Source organism: Gemmata algarum, assembly GCF_034097035.1.
Taxonomy (GTDB): Bacteria; Planctomycetota; Planctomycetia; order Gemmatales; family Gemmataceae; genus Gemmata; species Gemmata algarum.
Genome location: NZ_JAXBLV010000002.1, coordinates 127,472 through 140,844, shown reverse-complemented (window position 1 = coordinate 140,844; position 13,373 = coordinate 127,472). Strand labels below are relative to the sequence as shown.

At 68.4% G+C, this 13,373-nt stretch carries 11 protein-coding genes; 4 read left to right on the top strand and 7 right to left on the bottom strand.

What is annotated here, in order from left to right:
- Positions 1 to 143: 143 nt before the first annotated feature.
- The 5 genes from R5W23_RS01760 to R5W23_RS01740 form a co-directional block, all read right to left on the bottom strand.
- Positions 144 to 851, bottom strand: a complete 708-nt coding sequence (locus R5W23_RS01760) for a class I SAM-dependent methyltransferase (protein WP_261189310.1) — start codon at positions 849 to 851, stop codon at positions 144 to 146.
- A 285-nt stretch (positions 852 to 1,136) separates the two neighbouring features.
- Positions 1,137 to 2,678: a M48 family metallopeptidase gene (locus R5W23_RS01755; RefSeq protein WP_320684846.1), complete on the bottom strand. Its 1,542-nt coding sequence runs from the start codon at positions 2,676 to 2,678 to the stop codon at positions 1,137 to 1,139.
- A 35-nt stretch (positions 2,679 to 2,713) separates the two neighbouring features.
- Positions 2,714 to 3,403: a TIGR03000 domain-containing protein gene (locus R5W23_RS01750; RefSeq protein ID WP_320684845.1), complete on the bottom strand. Its 690-nt coding sequence runs from the start codon at positions 3,401 to 3,403 to the stop codon at positions 2,714 to 2,716.
- A 69-nt stretch (positions 3,404 to 3,472) separates the two neighbouring features.
- Complete coding sequence (locus tag R5W23_RS01745) at positions 3,473 to 4,084, bottom strand: metallophosphoesterase family protein (RefSeq protein ID WP_261189313.1); 612 nt, start codon at positions 4,082 to 4,084, stop codon at positions 3,473 to 3,475.
- Between the two features lie 198 nt (positions 4,085 to 4,282).
- On the bottom strand, positions 4,283 to 5,605 hold the full coding sequence (locus R5W23_RS01740) for a hypothetical protein (protein WP_320684844.1): 1,323 nt from the start codon (positions 5,603 to 5,605) through the stop codon (positions 4,283 to 4,285).
- 174 nt (positions 5,606 to 5,779) lie between these two features.
- Here R5W23_RS01740 and R5W23_RS01735 point away from each other — a divergent pair, with 174 nt between their 5' ends.
- The 4 genes from R5W23_RS01735 to R5W23_RS01720 all read left to right on the top strand — a co-directional run bounded on the left by R5W23_RS01735 (position 5,780) and on the right by R5W23_RS01720 (position 12,156).
- A complete protein-coding gene (locus tag R5W23_RS01735; protein WP_320684843.1) occupies positions 5,780 to 7,579 on the top strand; it encodes a thioredoxin-like domain-containing protein in 1,800 nt (599 codons plus the stop codon).
- A gap of 57 nt (positions 7,580 to 7,636) precedes the next feature.
- Positions 7,637 to 8,221, top strand: a complete 585-nt coding sequence (locus tag R5W23_RS01730; protein WP_320684842.1) for a hypothetical protein — start codon at positions 7,637 to 7,639, stop codon at positions 8,219 to 8,221.
- A 169-nt stretch (positions 8,222 to 8,390) separates the two neighbouring features.
- The gene (locus R5W23_RS01725; protein WP_320684841.1) at positions 8,391 to 10,541 is read left to right on the top strand and encodes a protein-disulfide reductase DsbD family protein; all 2,151 of its coding nucleotides are present in this window, start codon (positions 8,391 to 8,393) and stop codon (positions 10,539 to 10,541) included.
- 292 nt (positions 10,542 to 10,833) lie between these two features.
- Entirely contained in the window at positions 10,834 to 12,156 is a 1,323-nt protein-coding gene (locus R5W23_RS01720) for a hypothetical protein (protein WP_320684840.1), read from the top strand.
- Positions 12,157 to 12,181: 25 nt separating this feature from the next.
- Here the strand turns inward: R5W23_RS01720 and R5W23_RS01715 are convergent, their stop codons facing one another.
- Both R5W23_RS01715 and R5W23_RS01710 read right to left on the bottom strand, forming a co-directional pair.
- Positions 12,182 to 12,325, bottom strand: coding sequence for a hypothetical protein (locus R5W23_RS01715; protein ID WP_261189319.1), 144 nt, complete (start codon positions 12,323 to 12,325; stop codon positions 12,182 to 12,184).
- 107 nt (positions 12,326 to 12,432) lie between these two features.
- Positions 12,433 to 13,371, bottom strand: a complete 939-nt coding sequence (locus tag R5W23_RS01710) for an alpha/beta hydrolase (protein WP_320684839.1) — start codon at positions 13,369 to 13,371, stop codon at positions 12,433 to 12,435.
- Positions 13,372 to 13,373 lie beyond the last annotated feature (2 nt).

Sequence of the window (13,373 nt, the reverse complement as noted above, 5' to 3'; positions counted from 1 at the left end):
ACGCGCATCCGAGATGCCGAGCGACCGCTCACGGAGTGAGCGGGCCACACTCCGAACCAACGCACCGTTCCGAGGTGCGAACTGGAAACGACTGGATTCTGAATATTATCAGCCCGCCAGCACACGGGCCGAGCGCCAGGGGGTCACGGTTTCACGGCCCCGAACGCGGCGAAGCACAGGTGCTTGTGGAGCACCTCCGGAGTACGGAACCCGGTCCGCGCCAGCAGGTCCAGTTGATAGCCGAGCGGCGCCGGCGTGTCTTCCTGCTCGATGTACGCGAACACGGCGTCGCGGTACGCTTCCCCTTTAAAGCCGGCCAAATACTCACCGTAGTGCCGCCACATCACGGATTGCACGGCCGGCAGCGGGCTCGCCACCAAGTCGAAGACCCACACCGAGCCGCCCGGCCGCAGCCACCGGAAAATCGACGCGAACACCCGCTCCCACTCGGCGTCGGTACGAAGGTGGTGCAGCACCGCGGCGGCCAGCACGACATCGAACGTGCCGTCCGGGAAGTCGGTCTCCCGCACGTCCGTCTGGAGTGTGGTCACGCGCCCCGTGGTGGCGGCCCCGACCCGCTCGGCGGCCCGGTCCAGCATCGGCCGGCTCAGGTCGAGAAGTGTCGCGTCGAGGCCGGGGAGCCGTTCGAGCAGCTTGAGCGTGTAGTTCCCGGCCCCGCAACCGATATCGAGGACGTGCCGGGCGTGCGGAGTGACGGCCGCAGCCGTCTCCGCGACCAGCGCCATCGCGAGCGGCGCATCGACCGTGGCCGACTGCCCGGTTTCGAGGTTGCTGAACCGCTCCACGTCGGCGTCGAACCGCCGCCGGATCTCATCGACCGAAGACTTCATTCCCGCTCCACAGTACAAACACAGCGCAAGAAACGCCCGCTCATCCTGCGACCGAACGGCCCGGGGCGTGACGGCGGGTTGTTCCCTGGGACCGCGGACGTCCCGTCCGCTGCTTGGAAGCTCGGGTCGCGTGGCGGAACATCCGCACCACGAAACGACGTGCCGACCAGCGGACGGGACGTCCGCGGTCCCAGGGAACAACCCGCCCGCGGTCCAGGGCACAATCACAAGTAGCGGACCAACTTGAGACGGCCGAAATCCGGTTAGAGCATCACCCGATCGCAACTACAGCACTTCGAGCAGCGCGCGCCAGCCGACGGCTTGTCCCAGCACCACCAGAGCCGCCAGCAGCGACAGCATCAGCACCCATTTGAGCGCGAACAGCCGCCGCTGGAACCGCCGCTCGTCGTGCGGGCGCGTGGCTAGGTCGCTCAGGTAGGCGATCCGGCGCGACATCGGGCCGTGCTGCCACGCCCGCAGCCACCCCCACACCGCCCGCGCCGCCCGCCCCAGCCGGTGCCGGCCGCCCTCGTCGGCGTCGAGCCCGTTCAGGTCGCGCACGCGGTCGAGCGCGCGGGCGAAGGTCCGGATGCCGGTCGGGCACAGGCACCGCCCGCCGGTCGCGTACACGGTCTTCTCGTCGTGCCCCGTGCAGGTCGGGTCCGCGCACGACATCGCCCGGCACCCGAACAGGTCCGCCTGCCGCTCGCACCACCGCGACAGCGCCCCGAACACCACGAACAGGTACGCCGTCACCAGCACGACCGGGGGCAGCGCCGCCCAGGTCTTAAAGCCCTTCAGGACCTCCCGCAGCCGCTCCACCTCGCCCGACGTGCCGGTCTCGATGACCTGTTCCACGAAGAGCACGAGGGCCGCCAGGACCGACAGGCTCAGCGCCAGGAACCCGGCGTACAGCCAGATGTGCCCGTGCCGCGCGTGCCCCACCTCGTGCCCCAACACCGCGTCCAGTTCGTCCGGCGGGAGGTCGTCCAGAATGCGGTCGGTGAACACGACGTACCGCACCCGGGGGAGCAGCCCGGTGATGAAGGCGTTCGCGATCGCGCCGTGCGTGGGCCACAGCAGGAAGTCGGCGCACCGGAACTCCAGCCGGCGCGCGAGCGCGACGAACCGGTCGCGCACCGGCCCCGGCGGCATCGGGCGCAGCCCCAGGAGCGGCTTCATCAGCAGCGGCATCAGCAGGATGAGCCCCGGCACCACGGCCAGCGACCCGAGCTTGTACACGAGCGTGCGCGTGATCTCGGGGAGGTAGCGGGCGAGCGCCTGCTGCGTCACCCACAGCAGCACCGGCAGCATCACCATCAGGGCGAACTGGCGCAGGTTGTACAGCAGGTAGGCGGAGCGCGACCAGAACGGCCGCTCGCCGAGGTGCAGCACGCGGTGGAGCGCGCGTTCGGCGTCGTAGTAGATCAGCCAGCCGCCGACCAGGAGAACGAAGTACGGGAGCGGGACCGCCAGTTCCCCGAACGGCACGAGGCGCGCTTCGCCGTCCCAGAAGATCAGCAGTTCGGACTGGACCAGCCAGCCCCAACCGAACGCGAGCACGCACGCCGCGGACACGGCGAGGTTGACGAAGAACAGCCCGCGGCGCCACCGGTTGTACGCGCGAGCCACCTCGTACCGCCGGAGCGGATCGCGGCGGACGGTCCGGATCACCCACCCCCGCAGCGCGAGGGCCAAGCCGAAGGCCGTCGCGACGGCCCCGCCGGACAGCGCGAGCGCCGCCTCGCGCTCCGGCCCGACCGGCGGGGGCGGCCACTCGATGGGCAGGCACGCGGCAATGAGAGCGAACACCAAGAGTATTGGCATATCCCCAGTGTACGCGCAACGAAGCGCGAAAGAACCTACTTCACCTCGGCCCCCGATACGACGATCAGCCGGCTCCGGTCGCCGGCCCCGAGCGTCACGGTGCGGTTCGCCTCGTAGGTCTTGCCGCCGGCCGCCCAGCGCGCTTTGACCGCGAAGGCGTAGGACTCGCCCGGCTTCAGCACCGGCGAGGTCAACACGCGCTCGTCCGCGGCCGCGCCACTCACCTCACGCCCGTTGAGCCACACGTCGGCCGCGGCCGGGAACTGAACGACGAGCGTGGCCGGGAACTCGTTGGCCAGCACGACCGTCGGCTCCGGCCGCGCCGGCCGTACCACCGGCCCGACGACCGGGTAGACCGGTTCATCGTAACCCGGCTGTTCGATGTACTCGTAGTCGAGCCCGTAACTGTACCCGAAGTAGTACGGCCTGGGGAAAAACTGGTACCCGCCCGTCGGGCGCCCGGCGTACGGGTTGATCCACGACGCACCGGAGTTGAAGCGCGAGGTCGGCTGTGGCAGGAATTGGGTTCCGGGACCGATCGAACTCCCCTGGTACACGCCCGGCGCAAGTGGGAGGCGCGAGTGGGACTGCGGTAGGAACTGAGTTCCGGGGCCGATCGAGCTACCTTGATGCACGCCCGGCGCGAGCGGCAAGCGCCCGGGCTGCGCGGCGGCGGTCAAGGTGACCCCGGTGAGCACCAGCGACGCGAGGGTGAAGCGAACCATGATGCGGCTCCGCGGGGTGCAGGCGGTAGGATTATACCGCCGAGCGCGGGCCGGTCTCACAACGGGACGCTAGCCCGGAGTGGGCGGCGGGAGAGGGGCATCCGGCACGACGCCCGGCGGCACCACGATCGAGCCGGCACTTTCGTCGCTCGGGGCGGGCACGGCGGGCGCGCTGGCGACGCTCCCCGCCGTCTTACCGAGTACAATGATCGGCTTGATCTCGCCGGTCGCCACGTCCAGCACGATGCACGTTTTCGGGTTGGCGCGGAACAGCGCGCCGGGGTTCGCGACGAGCGTGCGGCCGGTGCGGTGCTGCTCGCGGACGTGCGTGTGGCCGTAGAACACGTAGTCGAAGAAGTCCGCGTTCTCTAACTGCCGCAACTGGTGCCGCTCGTGGCTGTGGACCCACGCGATGCGCTTGTCCCCGAGGGTCAGCGCGCCGAACGAGTCGTAGTGCGTCCCGCCCACGTCCTTGATGGCCGCCGCGAGCCGGTTTTTGTCCTTGTCCCAGTTGCCGAACACGAAGTGCGTGGGGACCGGGCGGAACGCGCGAACCGTATCGGGCGACTCGATGTCGCCGCAATGCAAAATGAGCTCAACCTCCTGCTCCATCAGGAGGCGAACGGCTTCCGCGACCGCCTCCTGGCGGTCGTGGGTGTCGCTGACAACCCCGATCCGCATGGTTCCCCCGTTACGCCCCCGGTTCAACGCCTGCGCACTCTTTGTCTACCTTAACAAACCGTGCGGGTTGTGGGCAGTGGGCAGCGGGCAGTGGACAGGAAAACACGACGCGCCGATAATAACCCGCCGCATTTTCGGTTCCAGCGTAACGCCCGGCCCGCGGCCCTCCGTCCGCGTGCGGCCGGGCGCGTCCGCGACTCACTTCTTTGTGGGGAACGCGATCGCGTTGAGCAGTTCGCGGTCGCGGTTGCCGACGGCCTTCACCTTGTCGGGTTTCATCGCGAACGTCACCGCGACCTGGTCCCCCTGGGGACCGGCGAGCAGGTTGAAGCTCTGTACCACCGGCAGATCCTCCATCTTACCCTCCGTGACGATCCGGTACAGCCAGCGGCCGTCCGGCGCGGAGGTCTCGGTGTCTTCCAGCAGGCGCGTCGGGGTCCAGCCCGGCGAGGCGTTCGCGGCCTTCTTGAACTCCTCCGCGGGGGTGTGCTTGCCCGCGGCCTCTTTCTTCCACGCGACCAGCGTCGATTGGGCGACGAACTCGCCCTTGTCGAGCAGGCGCAGAATCAGGTGCTGGTCGGTCTGGCCGGTCACGTGCCAGTCGCGGTGATAGAGCAGCTCGTAACGGTTTTTCGGGTCCGTGTGGCGGAGCAGCGCCAGGGCCGGGGGCACGTCCGTCTTCGGAACGGCCGCCAGCGCGACATCGGCCAGCTCCTGCGGCGGCGCCGCCAGCGCCTCGCGCTTCAGCACCACCGTCACGTCCACCTGCGACGCCGGCGCCACCGGCCCCTGGTTGCGGTCGTCCTTCTGCTTCCAGGTCAAACCGGTGACGCGCTTCGCGGTTGTGTCGAACGTGCCGGCGGCGCTGACCGTCAGCGTCACCTTCGCGCCGTGCTCGATGCCTTCCGCCGTCCCTTCAATGGTGAACGTCGCCGCGCCGTTGGCGGCGGCGGTCAGTTTGCCCACCAGGGCGTTCTTCAGCAGCCCGTCGAACTGACAGGCGGTCTGCGCCGCGGCCGGGGCGACGGCCCAGGTGTCGCCCACGTTCACGGCCTTGTTCGGCAGCAACCCCGTGACGCACTGCGGGTTAAAGTGCTCGGTCACGAGGTCGAGCTCGTCGCGGGTGAGCGGCCCGGCGGGGCTGAAGCAGAAGGTCCCGTCCGAGCCGCGCGCCGCGACGATGAGCCGCCGGTCGGCCGGCAGCGCTCGGTCGGACCGCTCGGACGCGACCACCGCCGACGCCCCGGCCCCTTCGTAGTAGCGCACGGACCGCACGGGGAGCCCGTCCGCGGCGCTGAGCGTGCGCTCGGCGAACGTGTGCCGGGCCTTGGCCGCCAGCCGCACCTCCTCCTTCGCCCCCTCCTGTGTGACGATCAGCTTCCCCGCGAGGTCGAACTCCACGCTATACCGGAAGCACTCGCCCGCCGCAGGGGTTTCGCCGAGCGCCACTTGCGCCCGGGCGAGGGACGGGCTCAGGCCCGCGAAGACCAGGATCGCGATTGCGGTTGCGGCGCGCCTCATGTTCGGTGCTCCCGTGACACTTGAGAGTGGACATCTAACCCGGCGCCATACCCGCGGGGCGCGCGGGGGGTCAAGTGGAAGCCCGGCGCAGCGCGCGGCGGGGCTTCGCACTTGGCGGCCCAAACGGGGGAGGGTACGATAGGTTCCACGATCCGCGACCCAGGAGCGAGAACGATGAGCGACACCGCGCCCGCGGCCGACCCTGCCATGCCGTCCGCTCCGTCTCGACGCGGGAGCCGCTTACCGTGGCCCCTCGCCTTTACCCTGGCCCTTCCCCTCACCCTCGGGTGCGGAACCAGCGACCTCGCGGCGGACGCCGCCACCGGGCGCGCGAGCGCAAGTGCGCCGATCGCACCGGGCGACAAAGGCCAAAACGGCCTGCCGAACCTCGGCGCGCTCGCGAGCGTCCGGCAGGACGGGAAAGGTGGGAAGAAGGACGAGAAAAAGGAGCCCGCACCGGAGCTGGACGGCGGGGTCGCCTGGCTCAACAGCGCCGGCCCGCTCACGCTCAAAAAGGACCTCAAAGGCAAAATCGTCATCCTCGACTTCTGGACGCTGTGCTGCATCAACTGCATCCACATCATGCCGGACCTGGCGAAGCTCGAAAAGAAGTACCCCAACGAGCTCGTCGTGATCGGGGTCCACTCGCCGAAGTTCGAGAACGAGAAGGAGACCGCCAGCATCCGCAAGGCGATCCTGCGCTACCAGATCGAGCACCCCGTGGTGAACGACGCCGACCACAAGCTCTGGAACAAGTTCCAGGTGGACGCGTGGCCCACGTTCGTGGTGATCGACCCCGAGGGGAATCTGGTCGGGTACACCTCGGGCGAGGGGAACTACGAGCTGCTCGACGTGGTCGTCGGGAAGCTCGTTGACGAACACAAGAAAAAGAAGACGCTCGACGAGAAGCCGATCCGCTTCGACCTGGCCAAGTTCCGCGAGACCGGGGACACGCCGCTGTTCTTCCCGGGCAAGGTCGTCGCGGACGAACCGGGCCGGCGGCTGTTCATCGCGGACAGCACCCACCACCGGATCGTGGTCACCGACCTCACGGGGAACAAGCTGCACGTCATCGGCACCGGCGCGCCGGGCAAGACCGACGGGGCGTTCGATAAGGCGCAGTTCGACGACCCGCAGGGGATGGCGGTGCGCGGCGACACGCTGTTCGTGGCCGACCGCAAGAACCACCTCGTCCGCGAGATCGACCTGAAGGCGAAGACCGTTGCGACGATCGCCGGGAACGGCACCCAGGACCACGAGGCCGAGAGCCGGCGGCTGACGCAGCCCGTCCCCGCGAAGGAGATCGGGCTGAACAGCCCGTGGGATCTGTGGCTGGGCGGCGACAAGCTGTACATCGCGATGGCCGGGCACCACCAGATCTGGGCGCTCGACCTCAAGGAGAAGAACCTGATCCCGTACGCCGGGAACGGACGCGAAACGATCGGCGACGGCCCCCTGCGGCGGGCGATGTTCGCGCAGCCCAGCGGGCTGACCAGCGACGGGAAGTTCCTGTACGTCGCGGACAGCGAGATCAGCGCGATCCGCAAGGTGCCGCTGGACCCCGAAGGTAAAGTGGAAACGCTCGTCGGCCGCGGGCTGTTCGTGTTCGGCGACGTGGACGGCGCGGGGCAGGCGGCCGACGGCCCCCTCGCCGCCAAAACGGAGGCCCGGTTGCAGCACGCCCTCGGGGTGGCTCACGCCGACGGCAAGCTGTTCATCGCCGACACGTACAACAGCAAGATCAAGACCTACGACCTGAAGTCGGGCGAGGTGAAGACGTTCCTGGGCGGGCGGCCGCTCGGGTGGTTCGGCCCGGACCTGTTCAACGAGCCCGCGGGCATCAGCTACGCCGGCGGCAAGCTCTACGTCGCCGACACGAACGCCCACCGCGTCCGCGTCGTGGACGTCGCGACCAAGACGGTCACCACGCTACACCTGAAGGGCGTCGAACCGCCCGCCGCACCGAAGAAGTGACCCGGCCGACGCGCCCACGGAACACACGAACCGCACTCTGAACGTTGAGGACCTCTGATGATTCGCACTTACGCGGTTCCGTTCGCGCTCGCGGCCGTTGCCCTGCTCGGGGCCGCCCCGGGCACCGCGAGCGCCCAGAAGTGGTACGAGAAGGCCGTGAAAAAGGTGGAAGCGAAGTTCACGCCGGCCGAGGCCAAGCCGGGGCAGACGGTCACGTTCACGCTCACCGTCGAGCTCAACGACGGCTACCACACGTACCCGCTCACCCAGCCCGACCCGAAGGCCGACGGAATGGTGAACGTCCTCAAATTCCCCAAACCCGACAAGCTCGTGTTCGTCGGCAAAACCGAGGACCCGAAGGGCGCCCTCTCGAAGGAAGAGCCCGACCTGGGCATCCGGGAACTCCTCTACTGCCCCGGCACCGTGACCTACACCCGGAAGGTGGTCGTTTCGCCGAAGGCCGCGCCGGGAGCGGTTACGGTGAAACTGGACACGTTCAGCCTGAGCGTGTGCGACAGCAACAACTGCTTCCCGCCGAAAAAGGTGCCGGTGGAAGCGACCTTCAAGGTGCTCGACGGCCCGGCCGTCGCCGTGGAGCAGACCTACGCCGCCGAGGTGGCGAAGGCGCTCGAGGGCAAGTGACCCGCGGGCGCCTCTGAATAGCGGCGCCGCGGGCCGCGTCTGTAAGAATGTTCGCGGGCGGCGTGTATGCCCCCTCAACGGGGCAGACCGACATGTCGCCCCTGATCGATAGAAAAGCCCACGGTCGCCCGTGGGCTTTGTTCTTGGTTCCTCTCTGCGGTGCTTCGTTATGGTGCGCTCCGCCCTGCCCCTCGCCGCCTTCGCGCTGTTCGTGCTCGCCGCACCGGCGGGCGCGCAACCCGGCATCGGCGCCAAGGGGAATTTGCCGAAGGAGTTCGCCGCCCGCGCGAGCGTGAGCGTCGAGGTCGTGCCCGCGAAGGCCAAGCGGGGCGAAACGGTGCTGATCAAACTGACGGTCGCCCCCCGGCCGGAGGCGCATGCGTGGACGTACCCCGCCTTCCCGAAGGACGGGGAGGAGCAGTTGTCGCGCAACACGCTCGCGTTCCCCCCGCCCGGCGACCTCATCTTCATCGGCAAGCTCGCCGACCCGGCGGTGGCGTGGAAGGAGAAGCCGCGCGACACGGGCTTGGGACTGGACCAGTACACCGAGTCGCCGGTCACGTGGGAGCTGAAAGCGGTCGTCTCGCCGAAAGCGGCGGTCGGGCCGAAGGCGGTTCTGCTTGAGGGCATCCGGCTCCAGGTGTGCGACGCGCGGACGTGCATCGCGGCCGACAGTCGGAAACTGCCGCCCGCCGAGTTCACCGTTGAAGACGGCGAATCCACCACCATCAACGCCGCGGACTACGCCGAAGCGACGAAAGCCCCGCCGCCACCGGCGCCGAAGGAGCCCACCCCGTCCAGCGCGGGCGGTACCAAGCCGACCACCACCGCGGCACAGGACAAGGTCGCGGTACGCAAGACCGCCAAACCCACCGACGCCTACGCCGCGGAGATGAAGGCGTTCGAGACCAGGGTGACGGGCGCCGAACCGCCGCCGCCGCCGACCCTGTGGGCGTTCGTCGCGACGGCCGCCGCGTGGGGGCTGATCTCGCTGGTCACCCCGTGCGTGTTCCCGATGATCCCCATCACGGTGAGCATCTTCCTGAAGCAGGCGCACGGGTCGCTGGGCGAGCGGCTCAAGCTGGCGTCCGTGTACTGCCTCACCATCATCACAGTACTCGGTCTGTCGGCGTTCACGCTGCTCAAGTTCATGGCGTGGCTGAGCACCCACCCGGTCACGAACGTCCTCCTCGGCGCGCTGTTCTTCGTGCTGGCGCTGAGCCTGTTCGGGATGTACGACATCGGGCTGCCGAACGCGCTCCAGAAGCGGCTCCAGGCGAAGCAGTCGAAGGGCGGCGTGGTCGGCACCATCTTCGGGGCGCTGGCGTTCACCGTCATCAGCTTCACCTGCGTGGCCCCGTTCCTGGGCGGGTTCGCGGGGATCGCGGGGTCCGACAGCAGCTTCACCGTCAAAGAGATCGCGGGCGGGCTGGCGTTCGCGACCGCGTTCGCCGCGCCGTTCTTCGTGCTGGCGCTGGTGCCTGGACTGCTGAAAGCCCTGCCGCGGTCGGGTGGGTGGCTGGACAGCGTGAAGGTGGTGATGGGGTTCCTCGAACTGGCCGCGGCGCTGAAGTTCCTGCGCACCGCCGAACTGCGGCTGCTGCCGAGCACGGAGTACTTCACGTTCGACCTCGTGCTCGGCGGGTGGGTGGCGATCAGCTTCGCGTGCGGGCTGTACCTCTTGAATGCCTACCGCCTGCCGCACGACGAAGAGCAGCCGAACATCAGCGTCCCGCGGCTCATCTTCGCGCTGCTGTTCCTCGGGCTGTCGGCGTACCTCGCCCCGGCGCTCCTCAAGTTCGACGGCAAGCCGCAGCGGCCGTCGGGGTCGGTGTACGCATGGGTGGAGGCGTTCCTGCTGCCCGAAGACAAGCCGACGGAATCGGGCGCGGAAGAGGCGTGGGGCACGGACCTTCAGGAAGCCCTCGACGCCTCGAAGAAGAGCGGGCAGCCGGTGTTCGTGGACTTCACCGGCGTAACGTGTACGAACTGCCGCATCAACGAGGGGAACGTGTTCCCGCTGCCGGCGGTGCGCGACGAGTTCCGCAAGTTCGAGAAAGTGAAGCTGTACACCGACGAGGTCCCGGAGCCGTTCTACGCGGCGGACCCGGGCGGTCGCGCCCGCACCGCCGAGGGGACCGCGAACGGCGACTTCCAGCTCGCGGTGTTCAAGACCAACCAGCTCCCGCTGTACGCCGTGCTCGCCCCGCAACCGGACGGCAAGGTGAAGGTGTTCGGGGTGTACGACGAAGGGAAGATCAACGACGCCGGGAAGTTTGCCGCGTTCCTGAAGGAGTCACGCGAGAAGGCGAAGCGGTGACCACTCAGGCGCTCGCCCACCGAATGCTCTCTGTGGAGCGCGGGCATCTTGCCCCGCCTTCGTTTTGCCCGTCGTGTCGCATCGCGGCTCTGGCGGTAGCCGGCAAGAAAGCGATGAACTGACGCGCACGCCACGTCGCACCGCAAATCCTGTGGTTAACGAACGCGGGCAAGATGCCCGCGCCGACTTGAACGATTCCGCGGTTTTCCTCTGGCGTCCCGCTCGCCGCGACGCTATCTCGCGGCAACACCGATTACAGTTTTCGCCACACACCCACGGACGGGGGGAAGACATGCGCAAGAAGGCGCTGTTGGGAGCCGGTTTGGCGCTGCTGACGGGCGGGGTGGTCGTGGGCCAGCAGTCGGGAACGTCGCGGCCCGCCCCAGCCTTGCCGGCGGGCGTAACGCCCGTCGGGTCGGCGCAGCCGACCAACCCGGTGGCACCGGCCGGAGGGGCGTACTTGCCCCCGACCAGCGGCATTCAGCCCGCGAGCGTCACGTCCGCGCCGGTGCCGCTGCCCACGAACATCGAGATCAAAACCGCCCTGGGCGCCGACCACCCGTGGCTCCTCAAACCGGAGCACGGGGCGTTCTTCATCATGGTGAAGAGCTACGTGCGCCCCGCGCAGGGCACACCGGCGGCAAAAGAGGACCCCGGCCCCTCGGCCCGCGAACTGGCCGAGGCGCTGGCCCATGAGATCCGCGACACGTACCGCGTCCCGGCGTTCCTGTTCGAGTACATCTCGGAGGAGCGCAAAGCGGAAATGCGCCAGATCGCGGCGGCCCGGCAGAAGGCGCAGGCGTACGCGGCCGAGGTCGCCAAGCTCCGGCAGCGCAGCCAGTTCCAGGGAACGGAGTTCCTGGAACCGGACAACAAGATGCACGTGATGACCCACCACCACCGCGACCAGATCGGCGTGCTGGTGGGCGGCTTCAAGACCGAAGAGGTCGCCAAAGAGGCGCTGCTCAAGCTGAAGACCTGGCCCACCCCGAAGAACGAGATCCTGGTCGACAAGAGCGCGATCGTTCAGACCGGGGCGAACGGGAAGTCCGAAATCGTGAAGGCCGCGATCAACCCTTACGCCAGCGCGTTCGTCGTACCGAACCCGACCGTCCCGCGGTCCGCGCAGCCGCAGCAGGGCTTCGACCCGTTCATCGTGAAGCTGAACGAGGGCATGCCGTACAACCTGCTGAAGGCGAAGAAGGGCTGGACGCTGGCGGTCAAGTCGTTCGTCGCGCCGGTCGAGGTCACCAACAAGGAATCGACCCCGAGCGTGATGCAAAAGATGGGGTTCAGCAAGGGCGCGGACGCGCTGGCGGCGGGCGCGGAACAGGCCGAAGGGCTCGCCAAGGCCCTCCGCCAAATGAAGGGACCGAACGACCAGGGGCTGAACCTGGAAGCGTTCGTACTGCACACCCGCAACGCCAGCCTCGTCACCGTCGGTCAGTTCGACGGGCCGGACGACCCGTCCCTGCTCGCGACCAAGCGGTTGCTGGCCGCGCTCCAATCGAAAACACGGGTGACCGAGGACAAGACCGGCCTGCGGCCGGTCGCGAACGCCCCGACGCTGTTCGACAACATCATGCCGATGCCGATCCCGAAGGCGAAAGGGTAAAGCACCGGGGACGACCGCGGGCGGATCAGCGGTCGTCCGCGTTCAGCCGAAACGGGACGAAGAGCGGCTCGTGGTCCACGTCGTCGCCGTGGCACCCGTGGGCAACGATCGGCAGGGCCAACAGGGCCGCCGTGACGACCACGAGGAACCCCAGGCGAACGGGGGACACGAGCCCGCCGGGTACGAATAACCGCTGACGACGGTGAACGGGCGGCCGGCGCACGCTAGGTGTGTGCCGGCGTAGGAACCCGCTCGAAGGGCTCCGTGAAGCGGTTCTCACTTCTGCTCCTTCCCCTTCAGGTGCGTGTCCAGGAACGTCAGCGCCTGAGTCAAGCTCTTGGCGAACGTCCGCCCGGTCCACCCGTGCCCCTCGCCGAACAGGGTGACGAGCTGGCAGCTCGCGCCGCAGTCCGTGAGCTTCTTGTGCAGCGATTCGGAGTGGACCACCGGCACCACCACGTCGAACGTGCCGTGGAAGATCAGGACCGGGGGCGCGGCCTTTGACGCGTACGTCACCGGCGACGCCTTTTTGAACACGTCTTTGTCGGTCTTGGCGTCCTTCCCGAACACCGGCACCAGGTACCCGTCCAGGATCGCCTCGGTGTTATACAGACTCAGGTCGGTGGGGCCGAAGAAGTCCACCACGCACTGCACCTTCGAGCTTTGGTCGAGGTTCGATCCCGCATCCCAACCCGCGACCTTGTCCGCCAGCCCCAACAGCAGCGCGAGGTGCCCGCCGGCCGAGAACCCGGCCGCTGCGAACTTGTCGCGGTCGATGCCGTAGGTCTTGGCGTTCGCGCGCAAGAACCGCACCGCGGCCCGAACGTCTTGGATTTGGGCCGGGAACCGGTGCTTCGGCGCCAGCCGGTACCCGACCGACGCCACGACGTACCCCTTCGCCGCGACTTCCTCAATCAGTGACGCCCCGCCCTTCGGACCCACCGACAGGTCTTTGCGGCTCCCGCCGATCCAGGCACCGCCGTGGAGCAGCACGATACAAGGGTAAGCCCCGCTCTCCTTCGGGGCGCAGATGTCGAGCTTTAGCTCCTGCTTGTCGATGGTGTCGTACACCACGTCCTTTTCCGTCTTCACCGCCAGGGGCGCGGCCCCGCCGGGAGCGGCGGGCGCCGGCCCGTCTCCGCGGGCCGGCAAGGCCGGAAGAGTCGCGGTCAACACGAGTAACCCGGCCGCAAGGACCGAACGCAGTCGCGTCATCG